The organism is Marinobacter mobilis (genome assembly GCF_900106945.1).
GTDB classification, from domain to species: domain Bacteria; phylum Pseudomonadota; class Gammaproteobacteria; order Pseudomonadales; family Oleiphilaceae; genus Marinobacter; species Marinobacter mobilis.
Genome location: NZ_FNNE01000003.1, coordinates 299324 through 322692, shown reverse-complemented (window position 1 = coordinate 322692; position 23369 = coordinate 299324). Strand labels below are relative to the sequence as shown.

The following is a 23369-nucleotide window of genomic DNA, read 5'->3' as shown; positions in this document are numbered from 1 at the left end:
AGCAAGGCTGTGGACTTACATGGTGTGAGTAGGACGATCGGAGTTGAGTGCCCCGGCCAGATAGGATTCAATCTTGGTGCGAGCGGATTCATCCTCACCACTGAACTGGACACCGATACCTGCGGCCCGGTTGCCCTGAGCCCCCTTGGGGGTAATCCAGACGACCTTCCCTGCTACCGGGATCTTCTCCGGCTCATCCATCAGATTAAGCAGAAGAAAAACTTCATCCCCCAACTGATACTGTTTCTGGGTCGGAATAAACAGACCGCCCTGACGGATATAAGGCATATAGGCCGCATACAGTACGGCCTTGTCCTTAATCGTCAGTGTCAGAATACCGCTACGCGCGCCAAATCCTGGCCCCATGTGTCACTTCCCCTATTGCAATCCGGCCTACCGTAGTGGGAAATTTTCACTCCCACCCGGCCACAAAACTTATTGTATTTCACAATCATAGCAGGCGATTATCAGGTGCGCCCAGAAGTTTCTCAGGCCCAGCTTAACCTGCTTTGCGCTTTCGTGATGGCATCAACGCCTGCCATTTTATCAGTAGTCGTTCAACTTCCAGCTCGATACTGGCGTTGTAGATTCCCGCGGATCGGGTTTCCCGGCACGCGTCCAGCAAGTCATGGGCACACCATGGCGGATTATTCGCCGCGAGAAACCGAAGCATGTCGGCGGCCTCGCTATCACGAGCCGTTCCGCCACACCCCAGGCGGGCAAGATCGGCCGCCCAGCCCTCCAGCAACCAAAGCATGCCATCAAGTCCCAGATCCTTGAACACCTTGACTGCCTGAGGCAACGCCAGTTCGTTTTTGAGGAACTTGCGAAAGCTGTCCAGTGCCGCTTGACGCTGGCTGATAAAGTCACCGTCCAGGTATTCCAACGCCAAACGCGGTGCATTACCGGCCAGCCGCAAGGCTTGCTCAAACTGCTCAGCCCCCGGGGCTTCGCCTTCTCCGTCCGCGTTATTGAGCGGAACATTTGCCGTCAGCCAGACCAATGCGGTCGCCATATCCGGTGTCGGCAGCGTTACCGTCTGGCACCGCGAGCGCAAGGTTGGCAACACCGGGCGACCGCTTTCCTGAAGCAGCACCAGCACCAGATCCGCCGGCGGCTCCTCCAGGGTTTTCAGCAAAGCATTGGCGGCATTGATATTGAGCTGATCGGCCCGCTCAACCAGAATCACCTTACGGCGTGCTACCTGAGGCGAGGCCATGGCAAACGCAGACAACGCTCGAATCTGGTCAACCCGGATCATTTTAGATTTCTCCGGAGCGAACCGTCGTATATCCGGATGGGATTGAGCGTTGACCAGCTCACATTGCTTGCATTGGCCACAAGGCATCAGTCGTTCCAGCGTCCCCTCGCCTGGAGTTGACAGCGTCGGCCGGTCGCAAACCAGCAGCGCTGCCACGTCTGCCGAAAACGAGGATTTGCCGACGCCACGCTCTCCGGTAACCAATAGGGCATGGGAAAGCCGGCCTGCACGCAGGCTGCCGTCAACAAATCGCCAGGCATCGTTATGCCAACTCATTTCACTGGCGGTCATGGCTAAAGTGATTACCTCTGTGTGAACTTCAGTTCTTGGTGTTCAATTGTTTACGGGTGGCTCGCAGGAGTCTTTTGAGCCGGTCACGTTCTTTCGCCTGGTCGCCCGACTCGCCACCGCCAGAGCCGACATAGTAATGATTGTACAGGGCCCGGGCAAAGGATCGGGCCGGAGCAGCCGCCGCTGGCACTGCTCTGGCCACACGTTCCGCCGTTTCCCGAGGGGTCTCCCCTTCCATTACCTCGATTCCATGACGCAACAACAGCTGATGCCATTGCTCGGTGATCCGGGCAAAGGGATCCTTGATGACCAGGGCGCGCTGGCGAAGCGCAGATAGTACCCCCGCAAGCAGAAGGCCAGCTGCCACCAGGCCCGCACTGAAATATCCGAGCTCCTTCAATCCCCAGTGCCCCGGCAAACGGGACAACAGATCCAACTGGGTCTGGCCCTGATAGCCCACCACCCAACGCTGCCATTGGTAGTTGATCTTATCGAGTTGCAGCGAGGCCCATCGAATCAACGCAACATCGCCATAGCGCTGGGGCGACGTCCAGCTATTCTCGAGGAATGAGCCCTCGTCGGCTACCGCTTGCTGCAAACCCATCTCAATCCGGTCCGGAGCAATGGCCGCGGTCGGGTCTATGCGCAACCACCCCTGCCCCGGCAGCCACGCCTCGACCCAGGCATGGGCATCGTACTGGCGGATAATCAGGTAGTCTCCCCCAGCCCCGGCTTCGCCCCCCTGATAGCCAGTTACGATTCTGGCGGGAATACCTGCGGCCCGCAGCAAAAAGGTGGTCGCCCCCGCATAGTGGGCACAGAACCCACGCCGTGCATCAAACAGCAGCTGATCAATACTGTCTCCCGTCATCTTCGGGGGCCGAAGGGTATAGAAATAGGGTTCTTCACGAAATCGAGTCAAAAGCTGGTCGATGAAGCCCGCAGCGTCAGGATTTTCCCGGCGGAGCCGGTCAGCTAGCGCCCGTGTCCGTGGATTGCCTCCGGAAGGAAGCTGCAGAAACTGACGAAACTCTGCCGATGTTAGCGCTCCGGGAGCGCCGGCTGAATGCCCATAGGATAATCGATAACGCACTGGAGTATCGGCCGGCCGCCGAAATCGAAACAAGTCATCACCGGACTCATATACGTTGGCTGAAGCCGCAGCCGATCCTTTCAGCGCAAAGGCCCAGTTCTGACCGGTAGGCTCCATCAACACATCGTATTCCGAGGGCCCAAGCTCCCCAACTCCACCATCGTTCATAACCCGCCCGAGCCGCTGATAGGGTTCGGGCCGGGATTGGCGCCAGGTGTTGCCATCAAGCTGGTCCAGAACCAGGCCCCGCCAATAACGATCCCGAGGAATGGGTACGGTGCCACCAAACGCTACCCGAAAAGCCCGCTCACTGCTTTGCGCCAGATTGGATATATCGCCGGGGGTCATACTGTCGCTCATGCCGGTTTTTGCCGACCCGGAAACCAACGGCACGCTCCACAAAGGCGCGAGACGGGGGAAGAACAGGAAAAGCAGGACCACAATAGGCAACGTCTTGACGAACATGCCAAGCAGGCGTCGCCAGCCGCCCATCAACGCATTGGGAACATCCGGCGCGTTCAGGATCTGCAGACCGATCAGCAGGAACATCACTCCGGCGAAATTAAGCAGTGTCCAGATCATGCCCTGCTCAAACAGGAAGTTAACGGCGGCCAGATAGGTCAATATGAAAAACAACACATAAAAGTCCCGGGGGGTGCGGGTTTCTATCCACTTTAGCCCCACGGCAATGACAAAGAACGACGCCGCCGTATCTACCGTAAATCCGCCGTTGATGGTCACCAGATACGCCGAAATCATCACGAGCATAATACCGCCCCGGAACCAGCGGCCCGGCAAGCGAAGCCGCCCAAGGTGCACCAGCCAACGCCATCCGGCCAGACCCACACAGGCAAGCGGCAACCACAAAGGCAATCGATCCCACTGAGGCACGAGCAGCAGAACAAACGCCGCAATCAGCCATAACAAGGCACGCCCGGGTAGCTGCGGCACAGGGCGCCTGGCGTTCGGTTTCTTGTCCGGCCCTCTTGAACCCATCATTTCGCCTTCACCTTCGACGGTTCCTTATCGATACCGAACAGGGCGAGACAGCGCAGACACCGTTGGGTGTGTTTGGCTCCGGTGTCAGGGTCAATGTCCTGACCAGGAAGGCGCAAACCGAAGACCTCCCCAGATTGAGCGCGCTCCAGCACCATGGCGGTGAGATAGCTAAGTCGCATCTCGGTGTCTACGCCGGGGAACGACGCAAAGTCGAGCCAATGGGGACTGCCCTGCTCGCCTTGCCAGTCAGCAATCACCATGTCTCCGGAGCGCGCATATCGCTTCCACTGAACCCGCTGGCTCAGATCCCCCAGACGCCAGGGACGCATTTCGGCGTGGTCCTGTCCCTGCACTCGCGCCTCACGTCCGGTTTCGTCACCATCGACACCCACCGCCACCGGTATCGGTGGCGTTAGTGGCTTGGGATAGACGATTGCAGCCGTCTGCGGGCGCAACCAGGACCACGCCAATAACAGGCCAAACGGGAACCGGGTTTCAACACGAACCCGATCAAGTCGCAAATAGCCCCGTTGCGCCGCCTGTACAAACAATCTCATGTCACTGGAGGTGTTGCGATCCACATGTTGCATGCTTAATTCGCTACCTTCGCTGGCACCATCCACTCGCACGGACAACGCGAGGTTGGCTGCATGACCGGAACTGCCACGAAGCAGAAAGGGGATCGTTTCGCCGGCATGGCCTTCTCCGGCGTGAACCAGGGTCAACTCCAGACCCGACAGATTACTGTGGGTCTGATGCATGGCCGCGACAAACACCACGCCCAGGAAAAAAGTGAGCAAGAAGATCAGGCTGTTCTGATAATTGATCCCCGTGAGGAGCATGACAACCAGCAATACGGCAAATATCCACCCCATGCCGGTCGGCAGGATGAAGATATTGCTTTGTGCGAACGCCCGTTTGTCCGCACGGGGAAGACGCCGGTCAACCCAACGGGACCACCGTTTTCGCCATTGATTACCGACTGCTCTGAAAACCATCAAACTCCCCGTTTACCGGTATATCCAGGCTCTTCTGCCGCCTTGCCAGGAAACAAAACCATGAGTCCTGAAAGGCGATCACAAACCTGGGATTTTATCCTTGAATTAGGCCTCTCAAACACAAATACTTCAAGTAACGAACAATGTTTGAGCAACCGCCTGAGGCCGACCATGAAACAACATCCTATCCTATTGACCGCCATAATCGGCGCCGTGGGTAGTCTGCCGGTATCCGCAGGCGTACGTTCGCTGACCTCCGATGAAATGGTGGAAACCTACGTAAAAGACTCTGCCGTTATTGTCGTCCCCAGGCGACAGCAACAAGCAGAAGCCGACCGACGCCGGATTCTGCGCTCGCTGACCATTTCGCCTGGTGAGCCAGTTCAACTTGAGTCTGAAGCAGAGTCCGACCGCGGTGAGGTCCAGTTTCTCGAGGAAGAAGAACGCTTCGCATCCCTGAGAGAGGCCGAGGAAGAGTTCATAAGACGCACCTTGCTCACGCCAACGGCCGAGCTCGCTGCACTCCAGCCACCCAATTACGAAATCCCCAACATTCCTCCGATTATTTTCGGCGAACAACTGATAATCCCAGACGGTCCCTTTGCCCAATCGTTTATGAACGACCAGCTGGGTATAGCGTTTGACGGCAGTAGCCTGAACCTGTCCATCGGACACCCTCCCGGTATCGATCAGATCACCCTGCCCCAGGGTATTGATGAAGGCCCAATTACGCTAGTGCCCAGGCCCGGCGGTGGTTTCGACCTCTCCATCCAGGTTCCCGACCAGTAAGCAATACGCAGACAACGTAGAAGCCAAAAAGAGAGCCCCTGACAGGCTCTCTTTTTTGTGCCGGACTGATCGAGCGCCCGCCAGCGCGGTTGGTCAATTTCCGCCCACAAAAAAACCACCCCGAAGGGTGGTTTTCTCTCAGCCGAAGCTGATCGGCAGCTTAGTGACCGTAAACAGTCATCTGAGCATTTACAGCGACGTCAGTCATGTAAACGTTACCGATGGATGGGTTCGCAGCGTTACCCATGCGGATGTTGGTCAGGTCCAGGTCGCCGGAGAAGTTGTTGACGTTGAACGCCAGAGCATCTTCACCAGCAGCGTTGGTTGCCAGACCGATATCAACCTGCGCGTAAGCGAAGCTGACCGCGCCGTTCAGGCTGTTCTGATCCGCACCACGGCTGTTGTGCAGGGCGAAGTCCAGGTAGGTGCCAACGAAATTAGCGTTCAGGGAGCCCTGAGCGTTGAAGTAGGCGCCAATGTTCATCACATTGGTGTCTTCCTGGATAACGATGTCGATCGGACCCAGAGCACCAGCAATGTAGAGATCGGAGATCAGGGTAGTACCGGCAGTTGAAGCCAGGTCACCAATGGTTCCGCCAGTGCTCTTGTGCAGAGCTACGCTCTGTACGCCCAGACCGTAGTCAACCGGGTTACCGGAGAGCGAACGCAGACCGATCACCAGGTCACCGTCCTGAACGGTCGGCATGCCAGCTTCGCGGTTGTTCGGGTTGGTATCGGCCCAGGTAGCGCCAACAGCAGGAGCGGCCGTTGCCAGGTAGTTGGTACCCATCAGACCGGCAGTCGGGCCAGCGCCAACGCCAGCTCCGCCAGCACCAGCAACGTCGATGGTCAGCTTGATGTCGTCAAGAGCGGTGCCCGGAGTTGCACCACCGATGGACAGGCCAGTGATTGCCAGGAAACCGTCGTCCTGATACGCAACTTCGCCAACGCTTACGTTAGCTGCCAGCTCGATAGTGATACCGGACTGACCAGTTACGGAACCCAGGGTCGCGTCGTCCATGGCTTTCAGTTCCGCCTGGGCGGCGAAAGGTACAGCTGCAACCGCAGTTGCCAGAGCAATTTTTTTCAGGCCTTTCATTTTGTTCTCCTTAAGAAGGAATATTTCTATTATTTTTGTCGCGTTCAATTTCCTTGAACGCAGGGCCAGTTTTGCAGAGCAGGACGAGGGAATCTGAGATCAGGCGCACAATAATTAACTATCCGCTTACACCCACTTACATTTGATTGAGACTGGTTTCACTTTTTAACAAGAACCAGATCTCACTTAGCACTTACTCGCTTTCTTCAGGGGCGGTCTGCGGGGCAAACACAATCGAGTCAAACTCTCCGAATACGCCTTCGCTGTATTCATAGCCTTCGTCCGTTTTGCTGAAATGGGTCGCCAGTACCTGGGCAAAACCACCAAAGTATTCAATCTCGATGTTGATCTGCGGATCTGCGCCCTCGTCGGAAGACTGATACTTGTAAACCACCGCGGAACCGAGAATGATGCCGTTGCTGGCCTGTGAAGCCAGCGCCGTTCTTACAGAGTTCAGTACCAACGGGCCGTTGATGTTATCGATATTCTCCCCGGGCTTGATGGCCCATACGTATTTGATCTGTCCACTGGGGAACAGCGCCAACCCAAAGGGCGCAAAGTCGTCATAATATTCCAGCAATGATTGCGCTTTGCTAAGGGCATTACGGGCTATAAAGCCAGAATTGTTCTGTACTTCCCGGGCAATCTGTTCCGGGGTTGGCTGGGGGCGGGCGTCTTCCTGTGCCAGACCGATGGACGGGATCATAAGCAAAGTGGCAACAAGGGCTGCCGACACTCTTCCTGACTTCTTCACAGGTCCTCCTGTTTTGTCGTTATTTTTCGTTGTTATGGCGGATTGTGATCGTGATTGGGCGAATCCCCGTTTCACGAGCGCAATTCTCTGAGATAATGGCGAACTTTTACCGCTCCAAATAGCGTTACGATCGACCAGAGCGACTCATGTCCGAACGCATTTACATCCTGCACCTTGATTCACAGCAACACCGTGATCGTTTTCTCACTGCGATCGCCTCCCTTTCGGGCTTTGTCTGTTTTGGCAGTCCCGAACGCCAGAGGCAGGCCCGCAGACCATGGCTGTCGGCCCTGCCGTCACGCCGGTTTTCGGATGACCGACTGACCAGTGCTGCCACGCTAACAGAGCTCGAACGGATCAGTTCCGGGCTCAGCAAAGGCCAGCGAATCGCTGGCGTTTTTGAATATGAGGCGGGTTATGAGCTTGAACGTGCCCTCACCCGATTCGCGCCGGGAACCACTCAGCCGCCCATTCGAGCCGCAGTCTATGACTGGTTTCTGTCACCCTGTCATCAGTCCGACCGCAACATCGAGGTACACGAATCAGCACTCTGCCCACCTGAAGTCAGCAAAAAACTGAACCAAATCCTCGAGGAATCCCGCGCCGCACACGCACAGAACACACTCCGCATTGACCCGTTCCGTCAAGAACAGCCCCAGGCGAGTTATGAAGCAAAGGTCGCTACCGTGCTGGAGTACATCCTCGCGGGCGACTGCTATCAGGTTAACCTGTCCCACCGCTTCCAGAGCCGCTTTGAAGGCGATCTTTGGCAGGCATACCGTCACCTGGTCCGGCGATTCCCCACAGACCATGCCGCTTACCTCAATATTGACGGTGACCCGGTGGTGTCGATCTCGCCTGAAAGTTTTCTGGAAATCAGTCAGGGAAAGGTTGTGACCCGGCCGATCAAGGGCACCCGGCCCCGCGGGAAGTCGGAGGAGGAAGATTCGCGGCTGGCGAACGAGCTCGAAGCCAGCATCAAGGACCGCGCTGAAAACATCATGATCGTGGATTTACTGCGTAACGATCTTGGACGGTTCTGCACGTCCGGCTCAATCACTGCCAAGCCGCTGCTGACTCTGGAGAGCTACCGCAATGTCCATCACCTCGTCAGCACCGTGACGGGTGAACTGGATCCCAAGACGCCACCGGTCCGGGCGCTGGCCTGTGGATTCCCCGGAGGTTCCATCACCGGAGCCCCGAAAATCCGCGCCATGGAAATCATCCACGAACTCGAGACCAGTCCCCGCGGCCCTTATTGCGGCTCGGTGTTTTCCCTCGATGATCACGGTGATCTATACAGCAACATCGCGATTCGGACGCTGTATGCCCGTGGCAATGAGCTGTTCTGCCATGGAGGCGGCGGCGTTGTTGCGGATTCTGTGCCGTCAGCAGAATTCCAGGAAACACTGGATAAAGTCGGGCCGCTCATGGAAGAACTGGTCAAACAGTTTGGCCCCAAAACCAGCCCCTGAATGCAACAAGGCCGCCCACCGGAATACCGGGGGCGGCCTTGTTGTGTCTCGATGGCGGGTTAAGTCGCCATGATGACTTCTGACAAGCTGGCTTAATGCCGGTTGCTTAACCGAAGGAAGGTTGCTTTCAGCTCTTCGAAGTCATGGACCGCCGGGAACTGTGGGAATTCCTCGATCACATTTTTCGGTGCATGAAACAGAATACCCGCTTCCGCCTGAGCCAGCATGGTGGTGTCATTGTAGGAATCGCCTGCGGCAATCACCCGGTAGTTCAACAACTGAAATGCACGAACAGACTGGCGCTTGGGATCACGCTGACGCAGCAGGTAGTTGGTAATACGACCGTTCTCGTCCACTTCCAGCTTGTGGCACAGCAGCGCAGGAAAACCGAGTTTTGCCATCAGCGGCATCGCGAACTCATAGAAGGTGTCTGACAGGATAACCACCTGGAAGCGCTCACGCAGCCAGTCCAGAAATTCCCGAGCGCCTTCGAGAGGCTCCAGGGTGCTAATCACTTCCTGGATTTCGTTCAGGCCGTATCCGTGCTCGTCCAGAATGCGCAGACGCTGGGTCATCAGCACGTCATAGTCCGGAATATCACGGGTTGTTGCCTTGAGCTCTTCAATGCCCGTTTTCTCGGCAAATGCGATCCAGATCTCTGGGATCAATACCCCTTCAAGGTCAAGGCAAGCGAGTTCCACTGCGGTCTCCTAATCTGTCTGTGTTTTGGGCCTGATAGCCCTGATGCAGGGCGTATGATAGAAAAATCCGTCCACGAATGCACCGGCCTTGGCACCGGTATATCGATATACCGCCATTTTCTTTCGCCCTGGCGCACCATAATGGTAGATTTGCCGCACACTTACATAAATCTTGGCGAGCCATGACAGACATCGACCAGCTCCAGCAGGAACTCACGGATCAAAGCCCTCGTGCGATCCTGAAAGCGGCCTTTGCCCGCTACGACAACATTGCCATTTCCTTCAGCGGTGCCGAAGACGTTGCCCTGATTGAACTTGCCCACAAACTCACCGACAACCTGCGGGTCTTTACCCTCGATACCGGGCGACTGCACCCTGAAACTTACGAGTTCATTGACGTTGTGCGGAAACACTACGGTATCGAGATTGAAGTCATGTTCCCCGACGCGGCTGAGGTCGAGGATCTGGTTCGACGCAAAGGCATGTTCAGTTTCTTCGAGGATGGTCATTCTGAGTGCTGCGGCATCCGCAAGGTCAGCCCACTTCGCCGCAAGTTGGCGACCGTGGACGCCTGGATCACCGGCCAACGCAAGGACCAGAGCCCGGGCACCCGCAATAATGTTCCGGTTGTGCAGGTCGACCCTGCGTTCTCTACCGATGACAAAACCCTGATCAAGTTCAATCCGCTGGCCAACTGGTCGTCCAAGGAAGTGTGGGACTACATTCGAATGACCGAAGCGCCTTATAACAAGCTGCACGAAAAGGGCTTTATCAGCATTGGCTGCCAACCCTGCACCCGTCCGGTGCTTCCAGGACAGCATGAGCGGGAAGGACGCTGGTGGTGGGAAGAAGCCACCAAGAAGGAATGCGGACTACACGCCGGCAATATCATTGCCCACGACTGATCCGCTGGCGCAAACGTATAAAAGTGCCCTGTCATCCGGGCACTTTTTCTGTTCGCCCCTTAGCCGGTCGGCTCAATAGGTCGGCAATTCAACATCATCAAACAACCCTTCCAGTTCCATCCGGTTGCCCTGATGGGCCACGGCCTCATCGACCCGATCCTTGGTCAGGTGCGGCGCAAAGCGCTGAATGAAGTCGTACATGTAGCCCCGCAGGAAGGTTCCCTTACGGAAACCGATGCGAGTGACGCTGGGCCGGAACAGCTTGCTGGCATCCAGACACACCAGATCGGAATCGACTTTTTCATCGTAGGCCATGGACGCCACTATGCCGACACCAAGACCCAGTCGCACATAGGTCTTGATCACATCGGCATCCGCCGCCGTGAACACCACCTTTGGCGTCAGTCCACGCGTCTGAAACGCTTCATCCAGCTTCGAGCGCCCGGTAAACCCAAAGACATACGTCACCAGGGGAAATTCCGCCAGCTCCTCCAGCGTCAGTTCATTCAGTTGTGCCAACGGATGATTCTTCGGCACGATCACGCTCCGGTTCCAGCGGTAGCAAGGCATCATGATCAGGTCGCTGAATAACTCCATGGCTTCCGTCGCGATGGCAAAATCCACCGCGCCATTGGCCGCCATTTCGGAGATTTGCATAGGCGTTCCCTGATGCATGTGCAGGGAAACTTCCGGGTAAGCATCGATAAACCCATGAATAATCGGGGGCAAGGCATACCGCGCCTGCGTGTGAGTTGTGGCAATACTCAGATCACCTTTACGCTGATTGCTGAATTCCTGGGCAATTTTTTTGATGCCCTCTACCCGCCGCAGGATCTCTCCTGCCTCCCGGATAATGGTCTCACCACCTGGCGTTATGCGAGTAAGGTGCTTGCCACTGCGGGCAAACACTTCGATACCGAGTTCGTCTTCAAGCAGCCGGATCTGTTTCGAGATGCCTGGTTGGGAGGTAAACAGACTTTGAGCCGTAGCAGAGACATTCAGATCATGGTGCGCCACTTCCCATATATAACGCAGCTGCTGTAATTTCATCGACTCGGTCGCTCCTTCAATTGCACAGGGTAATTACCAGTGGGTCTTATTCACTGACCACATACCCCGAAGAATACGCATAAAGAAATAGTTTTTCATGCGTTTTAAGAATACATACCCTTTGCTCTGTCAGTTTAGACCAAATATCAAGCAACGCTTGGACATGCTCAAACAAAATGATCTAGCGATGCTTGACTTCACCGCTCCAAACCAGACAATTCATTGACGTAACAATGAGCTATCCACCGCCCCATGCTGCTGACCACCAAATTTTTAAAACCAGCCACCGATGCCCGTGCCGTCAACCGCACACGGCTGCACCGCCGGCTGGATCCGGCACCGCAGAAGCGGGTCAACCTGGTGGTCGCCCCGGCGGGCTATGGCAAAACCACGCTGGTCAGTCAGTGGAGTGGTGGATTGACCGGGCGCGTCGCCTGGCTCTCGCTGGATGAAAATGACAACAGCCCCAGGCGGTTCTGGCAGTACGTAATCGGCGCTCTGAACGACGCAGGGCTGCCTGGCACCGAGGACGTCGCGCAACGTCTCGGCAGCTATGAAGACCATGAAATGGACGGCGCGGTTGCCGGGCTTATCAATGCCCTGACGCAGTCCACGGCGCCCATAAGCCTAGTGCTTGATGACCTTCATCTGATCGCGGACCCCGGCATTCAACGCCAACTCGGGTATTTTATAGATTACCTGCCACCCCACGTAACGGTTACCCTCACGTCCCGCGTCGAGCCCGAATTACCTCTGGATCGCTGGCGCGTAAGGCAGTGGATCAGCGACATCCAACCGCAGGTGCTGGCGTTTTCCGAGGCAGAATGCCGTTATTTCTTCAGGGACTACATGGATATTTCCCTGAGCGACGATGATGCCCACAGAATCTGGCAGCAAACCGAGGGCTGGGTAGCTGCCATGCAACTGACCGCGCTCTCTGGGCACGATACTGCGTCAACCGCCGCTAAGCCCCAGCTTCTGGAGGTGGGCGGCCAGCCCATCACACGTTATGTGTTCAGTGAAATCCTCGACAGACAACCAGCCGACATCCACGACTTCCTCGTCGATACCGCGTGCACACCGCGACTGTCTGGATCCCTCGCTGATGCGATACGAGCCAGCAGAGACAGCCAAACCTACCTGGAGCGCCTGATCCAGCAGAATCTGTTCCTGATTCCCCTCGACACCAAGAACGAATGGTTCCGCTACCACGATCTGTTCCGGGACGCCCTGCTGCAACGAGCGCGCACTCGAGACCCGGAAAGGTTAACGCTTCTGGAGCAACGCGCGGTGGCGTGGTTGCTGGAGCACAATCACGTTCAGGAGGCCATCGCCCAGATCATTACCCAGGAGGACTGGGATCGTCTGGCAACCGTTCTTGAGCAGCATGGGAATAACCTGATCCAGGGCGGCTTTCATCTGCCCGTGCTGGAATGGCTCGAAACCCTGCCGGCCGATATTGTGATTAACCGGCCGCAACTCCTGATGGTTCGGATCTGGGCGCTGTTTTTTGCCAATCGGCTGTCGCCCATCGAGCCCCTGCTGAGTGAGGTCGAAGATATCCTCGACCGACGGGTTGCTGATTCTCATCCTGATGCGGAAGGTGCCCTCGCCCTTCACAATGAACTATCTCTCGTCCGCTCCTACATCGCCCGCTCGAAGAATGATGACAAAAGCGCAGCGGACCTGACCCAGCAAGTTCTTAAGGAAATCGACCACACCCAGATCCCCCTCAAGTCGGTGACCTATTACGGACTCGGTCTGGATTATTTCGGGCAGGGCGAGCTGGACGCCGCGGAAGAAGCCCTTGATGCATCGGTCCGCTACGGCCAACTGGAACGAAAACCCAGCACCGTCCTGTCCAGCGGAGGCCTGTTGGCGTGGATTCAATACAACCGCGGGGAAATCGACCAGGCTTTGGATACGTGCACCCAGGTACGCCGCTGGGTGGATGATCATTTCTACGATCCCCAGCAACCACGCCTCATTTCCTGCTGGCAGAACAGTACTCTGGTTGAGATCTACCGGGAACGTAACGAAAAGGAGTTGGCTGAAGCCAACCTCCTGCCCCTGCTCGATCACCTCAAAAGCGGGACCGAACCCGGCCAGCACGTGATCATCCAGCAAGTTCGCGGCCATCTGGCCTTCAGCGAAGGTGACTATGCCAATGCCATGACCGCGCTGGAAGATGCCGAAGCAGTCGCTCGACGCCGGCGGGAGCATATTGTCTTCGAACCCCCTGCGAGCAGCGCCCTGCTCGCCCGCTGCTACCTGGCCGCGAATGACGTGGGCAAAGCCCGGGCGTGGCTGGATAACTGGCAGATATCGCCCTCAACCAGCCCACTTAACAAAGACCTTAATGCCATTAGCGCAGCCCGGATACAAATCAGGCTGGGTCAGCCTGACCAAGCGTGTGAAGCCCTGTCCAGACTCGTTGGCAAAGCAAACGCCAGCAGCAATAGTCGGCTGCTAATTGAGGTACTGTTGGTCTACGCATCCGCTCTGGCAGCCAAGGGCCAGGTTGAGGAAGCCCAACACCTGCTCGAACAAGCGTTTGCCCATGGTGCCGAATGCGGATTTCTCCAGATCTTTATCGACGAAGCTGCGCCACTCAAGGCTTTGATGCTGAAGACACCCGGCATTCAAACGCCGGGCAGATGGTACACCCGGTTGCGGGGGCTACTGGAGCAGGAGATTGGCAGTAGCAAAGCCCCGTCTGGCCGGACGGGTCATGACAGCGCATTGGTTGAGCCGCTGAGCCAACGGGAAATCGAGGTCCTGGCACTGATTAACGAAGGACTGCCCAACAAGGAAATTGCAGTAAGAATGTCGGTTGCCGCCACCACCGTAAAGGCCCACATTCGCAACCTCTACGGCAAGCTCGGTGTCGGCAGTCGCACCGAAGCGCTGGCCCGGGCCCGCCAGGTCGGATTACTTTAGCCGGTCATTATGAGAACTGGATCACACATTGTGCACAGAAACTACGCCCGCTACGCCCTTTGGACGATCCGCTTACGCCCCCTACTGCCCTAATATTGCTTCAACGGTGAGGCAAGCCTCTACCGACGGATTCTGAAATTCAGGCCTTCAGGGTTCTATCACACTTGTGACTCTCAGGTTGTTAGCGCAACCAACTTTCCGACAGAGCCAATCCCATGATTGGCTCTTTTTTTATCTTTCGATCAGCCTGCGGAACGGAGGCAGTGCATCCAGCAGTAGCTGGCCGTAACGCCTGGCGACGATACGACGATCCAGAATCGTCACCCGGCCTGTATCCTGCTCGGTTCGTAACAGACGTCCAACCGCCTGCACCAGCTTTACCGACGCATCAGGCACGGTGATTTCCATAAAAGGATTGCCGCCTCGCCCGGTGACCCACTCCGCCAGACTCGCCTCAATCGGATCATCCGGTACAGAAAACGGCAGGCGGGTGATCACCACATGGCCCAGGTAGTGGCCGGGCAAATCGATACCTTCCGCAAAGCTCGCCACGCCAAACAAGACACTGGGCTTGCCGGCATCAATCCGTTCACAATGCTGTTTCAGGACTTCACCCTTGGCCATGTCGTCCTGAGTGGTGATCAGGTCCGGATGCTCCGGAGCCAGCTCGTCACGTACGGCATGCATCTGACGTCGTGAGGTAAACAATACCAGCGTTGCCTTCTCCCCTACCCACAAATCGGGCAGCCGCTTCACCAGCGCTTCAGTAAAGTCGTCGTCCGTTGGCAATGCAGACATTGCCGGGACCTCAACAGTTGCCATCTCCGCATATCGGAAGGAACTGGGCACAACCAGGAACCGGCTGTTCTCCGGAAGGCCGGCGCGGCTCTGCAGGCGGTCGAAGCGGCCAAGCGCGGTCAGGGTCGCACTGGTCAACACCGCACCATAAGCCCGCGACCACAATCGGCTGTATAGCAGGTTATCCGCCAACACCGGGCTGCTGAACAGGGTAATGTCCTCAGCATGATCCCAACGTTGTTTCACCGCCCAGCGAGCCGGTGGAGGAACCTTGTAGCGGCCCTCATCCTGCTCATGCTTCTCACACCAGGCTGACCAAAGCCGGTACTGATCCTCGGCACGGCTGTGAAATGAACCAATAAGCGGGAACCAGGCTTCCGCCGTGGCCCGATCGACATCGTGGTCCTTTTTGTCGTCAAAGGCTTTCTGCAATTCATCAGCCAGAACGCCCAGCTGCCGGACCAGGGTCGCGGTGACGACCTGGGCACTACCAGCGGCCTCCGTCAGGACTTCAGGGAGGTTACCCTCGGGATAACGCCACTGCGCCGAACGCCTTTCATCGTTCATGTCCCAGTTGGTCTGCCCGTCGACAAGGTCATAGATCTGGACAAGTACCCCATCAACCTCCCGCGCGGCACCACTGATCTTGTCGACCGTTTTCGCTGCAAGCGTACCAGGCGCAAGAAACGGCGGCATTTTGGCCAGTGCCTGTGACAGTTGCTTCAGCCATTGTCGGGTCGAATTCAGGGGGACGGAGGCGGCGAAGTGGTTCAATGCCTTGTCCGGGAGATGGTGCGCCTCATCGAAAATAAACAGGGCATTTTCCGGCTCAGGCAAGATCGCTCCGCCCCCAAGCGCCAGATCGGCCAGAACCAGATCGTGGTTCGCCACCACCACATCCGCATCTTCGAGGCCTTTGCGGGCATCAAAGAAGGCACAGCTGTCGAAATAGCTGCAATGACGATTGGTGCACTGGCGGTGGTCGGTGGTGACCTGGCGCCAGGTCTCATCAGGAATCTGGCTCGGCCAGTGATCCCTGTCACCGTCCCATTCACGGGACCCGTACCTCGCCAGCATATCTTCGAAAAAGGCCTGAGTTCCGGGTTCTTCGTCGACCGGCCCGTCGAGCAGGAACAGGGGCATGGTCTCACTGTCGCCAACACCGTCTTCGTGCAGTCGTGCCTCCAGACGGGACATACACAGATAGCGCCCCCGGCCCTTGGCCAGGGTCCAGTTGAATTTCAGATCTGTGTGCTTGCGAAGATCCGGTAAATCCTTGTTGACGATCTGATCCTGCAGCGCCACGGTGGCCGTCGACACGACCAGGGTCTTGCCCAGGGCTTTGGCCACAGGAATGGCGGCTATGAGATAGGCCAGGGTCTTACCGGTACCGGTACCGGCCTCGACCACACAGGTCGCGGGCGCTGAGGTTCGTTTGCCATCGTTCTCGGTGATGTCCCCCATATAGCGGGCGATTTCAGCGATCATCAAACGCTGACCGTAACGCGCCTTTACGCCTTTGCCGGCGAGTATGGCGCGATAGGCTTGCTGAATGTCCTGTTTTACAGCTTCAGTAAGGGCCATCAGCGCGGGCTTATCCAGTCACGCACCACACCAACACGGAATCGTGTTCCGTTTTTACTCAGTATCACCCCTTCTTCGGTAATTCGATCAACTCGGATACCGCTGAAGCTGTCTCCGATGCGAAGGTAATTGTCATTAATCATCACCCTCCGCGCCGCAGGGTCGGAGGCATAGACGTGACTGTTGAAAATCAGGTCTGGAATGCCTTTCTGAAATGACATCGGCAGCTCCACCAGGTGGCGCACGCGCTCGCTCCCAACGTAGGGCTCATCACGGTAGTTCGCATCGGCCAACGGTTGGTAACGATTCGCCGACGGTACAATCACCGTCGGCCGCTCTCCACTGTCAGGCTGGTTCGACGATGCCTCAGCAAGGCTCACTGGCTCATCCTGAACCGGTTCCTGCAGGAGTACCGCTGGCGGCACCTGTATTTCCGCCACCGCATCACCAATCTGCACCCTTACGGTCTGATGCTGTTCTACCTCCGCCGGTGGCGTAGCGACTTCGTAACTCACCGGCGCAGGCACCGGCTCAGGAGCTGGTGTATTCATGACGACAGCGTCGGCGGGTTGAACCGGCGCCACGCCTCGCCCAGGCCAGAACACATAGGCCAGAACCACTGTATTGAAGGTGAGGATCAGAGCTACCCAGACGCCGGCTGGAATCGATTTACGCCGAGGCTGGTGAATCATCTGGACCTGCTGGCCAAAGTCAGGGACCTTGCCCTGCTGGCGCTCGGATTCGGATTTTCGTAACGCATCCAGAATGTAGGACATGTCAGTTCAGTCCTCCGGTTGTCAGCAACCTGGGCACGCCCGGGTTCAGATCACTGTTCACCTGTATCAGGGTCATTGCACCGGCGATCCCGTCAATGGCGAGGCCTTTTTTTCGCTGGTACCAGCGGATCTGATCCCGGTATTCCATACTCATCAGCTCAGCACGCTCTTCATCATCACTGGCATAAAGTTCCACCAACTGCATCAGCTGGGAGCTGAGCCAGAGTTCTTCCCCTTGCGCGACGCTTCTGTCGGGGCCACCGGCACGCAAATACGGCGGCAAGCGCCACAGGATGGTGAAATCGCCGTACCAGTAGTCCTCGATGGAACTGAACGGCAATTCGAGGGTCTCCCCACCCGGCTGAACAAGGCGCGCGGTACCACCTGCTATAGAGGCCACGGTGACGTAACCGACATTGCCCTTGTCGTCCTGAAGCCTCAGCACTGCCGGGCGGTCGAGCTGTTCCAGGCTCTTGCGGGTGCCTTCCCGATAAAGGCATTGCAACCCCCGCGCCTGGGCAAAGTCACACGCTACCGGATAGTCCCGTGAGACGTAGCGCTCGCCCCACAGGCTAAAAAGGGCTTGATAGGCTTGCGGCCGGTTGAGTGCGTCGGTACCGACAGCAAAGGCGGTCGTACCCTGATCGCGCCCTTCATCGGTGCTATCAGGCGCTGCCTCAATCTCGGAAGCCGACCGTCCCGGCGCCACACTCTGGTCGGCCGTCGATGCCAACGCCGGAACCTCGATCCCGGCGTCCGCCAACCAGTCAGGCCTGAATTGAAACGCCAGGATGGCAATCACTGCGAGGACGGCGGCCATGGTTGCAATGCGGGCCCAACGCGAGGATCCTTTCTGACCCGGTGAGCGGCCGGCCTTGCCCACCACTTCCTTCGCCGCCTGACGAACATGTTGAACGTCAATGTGATGCTTGCCTTCGGCGTATGCTCCCAACAAGGCCCGATCACTGATCAGGTTAATCAGTCGAGGCACCCCGCCACTGAGCCGGTACAAGGCCTTGACGGCGCTATTGGTGAACAGTTCGCCCCGCTGGCCGGCCACGGTCAACCGGTATTTAAGGTAAGCAGGGAGCTCCTCCCTGTTCAGCGAGTCAAGGTGATAGCGCGCGGTTACCCGCTGATTTAGCTGACGCAGTTCAGGCAGGGCAAGCATATCAATCAGCTCAGGTTGCCCCAACAGGATTATCTGAAGCAGCTTCTTTTCAGCCGTTTCCAGGTTGGTCAGCAAGCGCAGTTGTTCAAGAACATCGGACGAGAGGTTCTGGGCTTCGTCGATCAGAAGCACCTTGTGACGGCCTGCAGCGTGGGCTTCCAGCAGGTCCGTATTAATCAGGTCAACCAGCCGCTTAATCGAGGAGCCAGCCGGATGAACGATCCCCAGCTCATCACAGATGCTGGACAACAATTCCCGGGCCGATAGCCGGGGATTGAGGATGATCGCCATATCTACGTGATCGGGAACGCTGTCGATAAAGCAGCGGCTGACGGTCGTCTTGCCAGTACCGACTTCCCCGGTGATCACGATAAAACCGCCGTGCCCGCTAACCCCATACATCAGGTGCGCGAGCGCCTCCTTGTGGCGGTCACTCAGATACAGGTAACGAGGATCGGGAGCAATGGAAAACGGAGGTTCCCGGAAGCCAAAAAAATCGTAGTACATGGAAGTCCAGTCAGGTGCTTTGCCAGAATCTCAGGCCGACCCACGCCAGCCTGGGTCCGGAAATTATCGCCGTATCATACCGCTCCTGCACCAGCCACGCCATCGCTGGGGAAATACGAATCCGGTCAGGCGCTGGGTTGCCTGCCACCTTGCACCAAGTGCAGTTCGCGCTCCTGCCGGGCAACCTGCCCTTTCAGGCTCGCCACACAGCGCTCCAGGGTTTTTGAGATTCGGGCATGGGACCTGATCATCGAGATTTTCGGCCAGGTTGCCCGCTCACCTTCCAGCATCAGGCGACGGATAAATTCCGGATCGGGATTCGATATCATTCGTCGGTAGTGACTGAGCGTGTAATGCGGAGCAATCGTGACATCACCAAAGTAGCGTTGGGCCATGATGGCGTAAAGGTGGCCGGAAGTCTGGCGAATAAGCTCAGGACGAGCCCGTTTCCGCAGGTAGTCGAACAGCCCCTGGCCGTGGAACTGCATTTCAGCCTTCAGCATGTGCATCGGCAGCTGGCGAAGCCTCAGCTTTTCATCCGTACCCCGGCGATTGAGGAACGGAACTACATGAGGATTGGTCTGGCTGACGATGGTGAAGTTGACGTCGTAAAGGTGCATCAGACGCTCAATCGGAAGATCGCTGACCACGGAACCATCCACAAACTGCTGCCGGGCCATATAAGGAAGCACCGTTCCGTGCAGGTCCTTTTTCATCAGCGTGACCGGAGGAAATACCCCCGGCACCGCCGCACTCGCCAGTGCCGCACTCCAAACCAACAAATAGGGCGAGGTATAGCCACTTAAAAGACGCGCCTTCTGATGCCCCTGTGTTGGTGAAACACTGACATTGATAGAGCGCCCAGTGCGCTGATAAGCCTCCTCGAAGGTGTATTCGCCAATGTTCTCTCGCAAACAGGATTTCAACTGTTCCTGATCCATGAGACCATCCCCTCGAATCGCCGAGAACACCCCCTTCCACTTCCAGGCCTTGAGACTGTGGTTTTCAGGAACCAGCATGCCAGGAATCTCTGCATCGGTGTGTACACCGAGCAGGCCCGCAATGATGGCCCCGACACTTGATCCGGCAATAACCTGGGGTAACAGCCCCTTTTCCCATAGGGCCTTGATCACTCCGAGATGAAACATTCCGAGGGTCGCACCACCACTAAGCAATAACGTGGGTCGACCGAAACTGTTCAGGGTATCTCGAAAGAACTGCAGCTTTTCAAAGGCCGGAAAACCGGGAATCGACTTGTTACAGAAAAATTCCAGAGACTCGCAGACCTGATTGATGTATTCCTCGATCAGATGCTTGGTGCCAACATGGGACTGCCGATAAAGCAGCGGATTTCCCATGTTACCGAGATCGTGATGCAGCCCCTCGCGTAGCGCCCGCTTGAGGCGATCAAAGTCGGATTGCTGATGGTATTGGCGCAAACTGTTGAGGCGATCATAGATCAGCTCGTAGTGGTACAGGTCGGAAGAAAAGCACTCCTTCCATTCCACGTTCCCTTCAAGATAGTCCAGTTCCAGCGCAGCGGCTTTCCAGACCTCATAGTTCGGTGCCTGCGCCAGCATCTTCCGATACTTGCGGATTCGGGAATCAACCATTCAGATACCCCCTATCTTAGCCCCGAACCGTCGGGACTGATCAGAAATCGTCCAACATCAACTCATCGCCATCCTGAGAAAAAGGATCAGCGACCGTGCGCCCGTCATTGATCAGGAATTCCCTGCGCTGCAGGTAGGCGTTGCGGACAAAGGTATATTTGTCACCCGACAGAAAACTCTCCGCAGGAATGAGGTCTGCCCGTACGTCGACAATCTGTACCATACGGCCATAGTAGTTATCGGGACTTTCCACATAGTTCCAGGGCGACGGTGACACAAAAAGATCCGTCATCATTCCAGAGAAATCACGGGGATTGGACGGCCCCAGCAACGGCATCATCAAGTATGGACCACTATTGACCCCCCAATGCCCCAGAGTCTGTCCAAAATCTTCCGGGCGTTCAGGGAGATCGAACGCTGTTGCAACGTCAATCAAGCCAGCCAGCCCGAACACTGAATTGTAGGTAAAGCGTCCGGCGGCAACGACCGCGGACTCGCCCTTGAGCTGGAGAATACTGTTAACCAGGTTTTTGATTTCACCAAGGTTGCTGAAAAAATTAGTGACCGCACGATCGGCAAAGTTCGGCATAACCGCCCGATATCCCTGAGCCACCGGTCTGAGGAACCATTCATCGAGGAATTCGTTGAAACCGAACACTTTGCGATTCCAGCTTTCATAGGGATCAGCTTCCGTGGTCGCCGGCTCATCTGCCGGAGAATATGGCTGGGCGGCCACTACCGTTGCCTGGATCAACAGTATAAAGAAAGCCATTAAAATCAATAAGGGTTTGCGAAGGCGCTGATTCATATCAGTCCTGAGGTTGTGTATTCCATTAGGTATCGTCAAAATCTCGCCACCAGAAGAGAGAGTGTCGTATCTCGTCCATTATCCAGAGGAATCGCTATGGCTGTATCAGGGAATCTCGTTAGTTCAACTACCATGTCGTTACGCTGGGGCGATATGGATGCTTTGGGGCACGCCAACAATACGGTGTACTTCCGTTTCTTTGAAGAAGCCCGAATGGCATGGCTTAACTCGCTGTCGCTGGGCGATCTTGACGCGCCAACCGGTGCGGTCATTATTACCACCGGTGCGACCTTCCTGAAAGAGCTTTGCCATCCCGCTACCATTGACGTGCAAATCTACGCGGGAAAAGCCGGAAATTCCAGTCTCGAGACCTTTTACGAACTCAAAGACAGAGTGTCCAGTGAAATCTATGCCGAAGGCTACGCCAAGATAGTATGGATGGATCGGGAAACGAGAGGGTCTACCCGGCTGCCAGACGCCCTTCGCGAACTGGCAGCCGAATAACCAACGTATTAACGGCGGCGAATGATAACGCTACCAATGGAGTAGCCCGCGCCAAATGAGCACAGGATACCGAGGTCACCACTGACCAGGTCATCCTTGTGCTTATGGAACGCAATGACAGAACCGGCTGAGCTCGTGTTGGCATATTCGTCGAGAATGACCGGCGCTTCCTCTTCGGTGGCATCACGGCCAAGTACCCGCCGTGCAATCAGCTGATTCATGTTCAGGTTGGCCTGGTGAAGCCACATCCGCTTGAGGTCGTCAGGCGCCAGGGACAAGCTCGACAGATGAGCCTGAATGGTCTCAGCCACCATCGGCGACACTTCCTTAAACACCTTGCGGCCCTGCTGGATAAACAGCTTATCGGGCTTGCCAATGCCGGAATCATCTCCGCGATTAAGGAACCCGAAGTTGTTGCGGATATTATTGGAAAACTTGGTCTTCAGACAGGTTCCAAGAATATCGAAGCCCTTGCCATCAGCAACCGCATCTTCGCGCTCAACCAGAATCGCCGTGCAGGCATCACCGAAGATAAAATGGCTGTCTCGGTCACGGAAGTTGAGGTGACCTGAGCAAATTTCCGGACTGACGACCAGAACTGCGCGGGCGGAGCCGGTCTCAACCGCATTTACCGCCGCCTGCAGGCCAAACGTCGCAGAACTGCAGGCCACGTTCATGTCGTACGCGAAGCCCTCTATGTTCAGTGCCTGCTGAACCTCGACCGATATCGCAGGATATGGCCGCTGCATGTTAGAACAGGCCACAATCACCGCATCGACGTCGGCAGCCGTTTTGCCGGCCTGCTCCAACGCTTCATTACAGGCCACCACGGCCATTTCACACTGAACAGATGGCTCATCGTTACTACGGTCGGGGATGTGTGGGCACATCCGCTCTGGATCGAGAATACCCTCACGATCAATCACGTGGCGCTGCTTGATGCCCGAGGCCTTCTCAATAAATTCTGATGCAGAGGGCTGCAAAGCCTGCATCTCGCCCCGGGCAATCTCATCGCTGTGGCGGCTATTGTGGAGCTCTACGAAGGCATTGAATGCAACAACCAGTTCATCGTTGGTAATCGTAGCTGGCGGCGTATAGAGTCCGGTACCGCTAATGACGGCTTTTATCACGCGTAACCCCGTGTCATCGTTCGTTGATTTGTAGGCAGATAGCTCGAAATAGTAGCACACTCCCGGCTAAGCGCCCGAGTATACCTGTGTCTAATAAACCAGGGAGCCCCCTGGCAGGCCTGC

General features: G+C 56.5%; 19 protein-coding genes. 5 read left to right on the top strand and 14 right to left on the bottom strand.

Translation table 11 applies throughout. The features are described 5' to 3' along the window. Positions 1-15: 15 nt before the first annotated feature. The 4 genes from BLV11_RS06315 to BLV11_RS06300 all read right to left on the bottom strand — a co-directional run bounded on the left by BLV11_RS06315 (position 16) and on the right by BLV11_RS06300 (position 4642). Positions 16-366, bottom strand: a complete 351-nt coding sequence (locus BLV11_RS06315; RefSeq protein WP_091812117.1) for a PilZ domain-containing protein — start codon at positions 364-366, stop codon at positions 16-18. Between the two features lie 133 nt (positions 367-499). Then, complete coding sequence (locus BLV11_RS06310) at positions 500-1552, bottom strand: DNA polymerase III subunit delta' (protein ID WP_245725935.1); 1053 nt, start codon at positions 1550-1552, stop codon at positions 500-502. A gap of 28 nt (positions 1553-1580) precedes the next feature. Further along, positions 1581-3644 (bottom strand): transglutaminase TgpA family protein, encoded by a 2064-nt coding sequence (locus BLV11_RS06305; RefSeq protein WP_091812116.1) that lies wholly within the window; start codon positions 3642-3644, stop codon positions 1581-1583. Next, on the bottom strand, positions 3641-4642 hold the full coding sequence (locus BLV11_RS06300; RefSeq protein ID WP_091812115.1) for a DUF58 domain-containing protein: 1002 nt from the start codon (positions 4640-4642) through the stop codon (positions 3641-3643). The genes BLV11_RS06305 and BLV11_RS06300 overlap by 4 nt, the downstream gene beginning before the upstream one ends. Positions 4643-4813: 171 nt before the next feature. Here BLV11_RS06300 and BLV11_RS06295 point away from each other — a divergent pair, with 171 nt between their 5' ends. Further along, on the top strand, positions 4814-5431 hold the full coding sequence (locus tag BLV11_RS06295; protein ID WP_091812114.1) for a hypothetical protein: 618 nt from the start codon (positions 4814-4816) through the stop codon (positions 5429-5431). Between the two features lie 160 nt (positions 5432-5591). Here the strand turns inward: BLV11_RS06295 and BLV11_RS18295 are convergent, their stop codons facing one another. Both BLV11_RS18295 and BLV11_RS06285 read right to left on the bottom strand, forming a co-directional pair. After that, positions 5592-6530: a DUF6160 family protein gene (locus tag BLV11_RS18295; RefSeq protein WP_175528297.1), complete on the bottom strand. Its 939-nt coding sequence runs from the start codon at positions 6528-6530 to the stop codon at positions 5592-5594. A 193-nt stretch (positions 6531-6723) separates the two neighbouring features. Further along, positions 6724-7284: a hypothetical protein gene (locus BLV11_RS06285; RefSeq protein ID WP_139173213.1), complete on the bottom strand. Its 561-nt coding sequence runs from the start codon at positions 7282-7284 to the stop codon at positions 6724-6726. A gap of 146 nt (positions 7285-7430) precedes the next feature. Between BLV11_RS06285 and pabB the strand changes: the two genes are divergently transcribed. After that, positions 7431-8759, top strand: a complete 1329-nt coding sequence (gene pabB, locus BLV11_RS06280; protein WP_091812112.1) for an aminodeoxychorismate synthase component I — start codon at positions 7431-7433, stop codon at positions 8757-8759. A 92-nt stretch (positions 8760-8851) separates the two neighbouring features. Here pabB and thrH read toward each other — a convergent pair whose 3' ends face one another. Then, positions 8852-9460: a bifunctional phosphoserine phosphatase/homoserine phosphotransferase ThrH gene (gene thrH / locus BLV11_RS06275; RefSeq protein ID WP_091812111.1), complete on the bottom strand. Its 609-nt coding sequence runs from the start codon at positions 9458-9460 to the stop codon at positions 8852-8854. A gap of 182 nt (positions 9461-9642) precedes the next feature. Between thrH and BLV11_RS06270 the strand changes: the two genes are divergently transcribed. Then, complete coding sequence (locus BLV11_RS06270; protein ID WP_091812110.1) at positions 9643-10365, top strand: phosphoadenylyl-sulfate reductase; 723 nt, start codon at positions 9643-9645, stop codon at positions 10363-10365. 72 nt (positions 10366-10437) lie between these two features. On the opposite strand, the gene cysB is transcribed toward BLV11_RS06270, so the two are convergent. After that, the gene (cysB, locus tag BLV11_RS06265; RefSeq protein WP_091812109.1) at positions 10438-11415 is read right to left on the bottom strand and encodes an HTH-type transcriptional regulator CysB; all 978 of its coding nucleotides are present in this window, start codon (positions 11413-11415) and stop codon (positions 10438-10440) included. A gap of 252 nt (positions 11416-11667) precedes the next feature. Here cysB and BLV11_RS06260 point away from each other — a divergent pair, with 252 nt between their 5' ends. Next, positions 11668-14355 (top strand): winged helix-turn-helix domain-containing protein, encoded by a 2688-nt coding sequence (locus BLV11_RS06260; RefSeq protein WP_091812108.1) that lies wholly within the window; start codon positions 11668-11670, stop codon positions 14353-14355. A 231-nt stretch (positions 14356-14586) separates the two neighbouring features. On the opposite strand, the gene dinG is transcribed toward BLV11_RS06260, so the two are convergent. The 5 genes from dinG to BLV11_RS06235 form a co-directional block, all read right to left on the bottom strand. Continuing rightward, complete coding sequence (gene dinG, locus BLV11_RS06255; RefSeq protein WP_091812107.1) at positions 14587-16737, bottom strand: ATP-dependent DNA helicase DinG; 2151 nt, start codon at positions 16735-16737, stop codon at positions 14587-14589. Then, positions 16737-17513: a general secretion pathway protein GspB gene (locus BLV11_RS06250; protein WP_091812106.1), complete on the bottom strand. Its 777-nt coding sequence runs from the start codon at positions 17511-17513 to the stop codon at positions 16737-16739. The genes dinG and BLV11_RS06250 overlap by 1 nt, the downstream gene beginning before the upstream one ends. A 1-nt stretch (position 17514) precedes the next feature. After that, complete coding sequence (locus BLV11_RS06245; RefSeq protein WP_091812105.1) at positions 17515-19191, bottom strand: ExeA family protein; 1677 nt, start codon at positions 19189-19191, stop codon at positions 17515-17517. Between the two features lie 125 nt (positions 19192-19316). After that, positions 19317-20804, bottom strand: coding sequence for a DUF3336 domain-containing protein (locus BLV11_RS06240; RefSeq protein WP_091812104.1), 1488 nt, complete (start codon positions 20802-20804; stop codon positions 19317-19319). Between the two features lie 40 nt (positions 20805-20844). Next, positions 20845-21612: an MlaA family lipoprotein gene (locus tag BLV11_RS06235; RefSeq protein WP_091812103.1), complete on the bottom strand. Its 768-nt coding sequence runs from the start codon at positions 21610-21612 to the stop codon at positions 20845-20847. Positions 21613-21708: 96 nt separating this feature from the next. Between BLV11_RS06235 and BLV11_RS06230 the strand changes: the two genes are divergently transcribed. Beyond that, positions 21709-22116: an acyl-CoA thioesterase gene (locus BLV11_RS06230; RefSeq protein WP_091812102.1), complete on the top strand. Its 408-nt coding sequence runs from the start codon at positions 21709-21711 to the stop codon at positions 22114-22116. Between the two features lie 8 nt (positions 22117-22124). Here BLV11_RS06230 and BLV11_RS06225 read toward each other — a convergent pair whose 3' ends face one another. Next, on the bottom strand, positions 22125-23246 hold the full coding sequence (locus BLV11_RS06225; RefSeq protein WP_091812101.1) for a beta-ketoacyl-ACP synthase III: 1122 nt from the start codon (positions 23244-23246) through the stop codon (positions 22125-22127). Positions 23247-23369: the final 123 nt, after the last annotated feature.

Bases quoted from the DNA above. Each gene is read 5' to 3' on its own strand.
- dinG (WP_091812107.1), bottom strand. From the start codon at position 16,737: ATGGCCCTTACTGAAGCTGTAAAACAGGACATTCAGCAAGCCTATCGC.
- cysB (WP_091812109.1), bottom strand. From the start codon at position 11,415: ATGAAATTACAGCAGCTGCGTTATATATGGGAAGTGGCGCACCATGAT.
- BLV11_RS06245 (WP_091812105.1), bottom strand. From the start codon at position 19,191: ATGTACTACGATTTTTTTGGCTTCCGGGAACCTCCGTTTTCCATTGCT.
- BLV11_RS06260 (WP_091812108.1), top strand. From the start codon at position 11,668: ATGCTGCTGACCACCAAATTTTTAAAACCAGCCACCGATGCCCGTGCC.
- BLV11_RS06270 (WP_091812110.1), top strand. From the start codon at position 9,643: ATGACAGACATCGACCAGCTCCAGCAGGAACTCACGGATCAAAGCCCT.
- BLV11_RS06230 (WP_091812102.1), top strand. From the start codon at position 21,709: ATGGCTGTATCAGGGAATCTCGTTAGTTCAACTACCATGTCGTTACGC.
- BLV11_RS06250 (WP_091812106.1), bottom strand. From the start codon at position 17,513: ATGTCCTACATTCTGGATGCGTTACGAAAATCCGAATCCGAGCGCCAG.
- BLV11_RS06315 (WP_091812117.1), bottom strand. From the start codon at position 366: ATGGGGCCAGGATTTGGCGCGCGTAGCGGTATTCTGACACTGACGATT.
- BLV11_RS06300 (WP_091812115.1), bottom strand. From the start codon at position 4,642: ATGGTTTTCAGAGCAGTCGGTAATCAATGGCGAAAACGGTGGTCCCGT.
- BLV11_RS06295 (WP_091812114.1), top strand. From the start codon at position 4,814: ATGAAACAACATCCTATCCTATTGACCGCCATAATCGGCGCCGTGGGT.
- BLV11_RS06305 (WP_091812116.1), bottom strand. From the start codon at position 3,644: ATGATGGGTTCAAGAGGGCCGGACAAGAAACCGAACGCCAGGCGCCCT.
- BLV11_RS18295 (WP_175528297.1), bottom strand. From the start codon at position 6,530: ATGAAAGGCCTGAAAAAAATTGCTCTGGCAACTGCGGTTGCAGCTGTA.
- BLV11_RS06310 (WP_245725935.1), bottom strand. From the start codon at position 1,552: ATGACCGCCAGTGAAATGAGTTGGCATAACGATGCCTGGCGATTTGTT.
- BLV11_RS06235 (WP_091812103.1), bottom strand. From the start codon at position 21,612: ATGAATCAGCGCCTTCGCAAACCCTTATTGATTTTAATGGCTTTCTTT.
- pabB (WP_091812112.1), top strand. From the start codon at position 7,431: ATGTCCGAACGCATTTACATCCTGCACCTTGATTCACAGCAACACCGT.
- BLV11_RS06240 (WP_091812104.1), bottom strand. From the start codon at position 20,804: ATGGTTGATTCCCGAATCCGCAAGTATCGGAAGATGCTGGCGCAGGCA.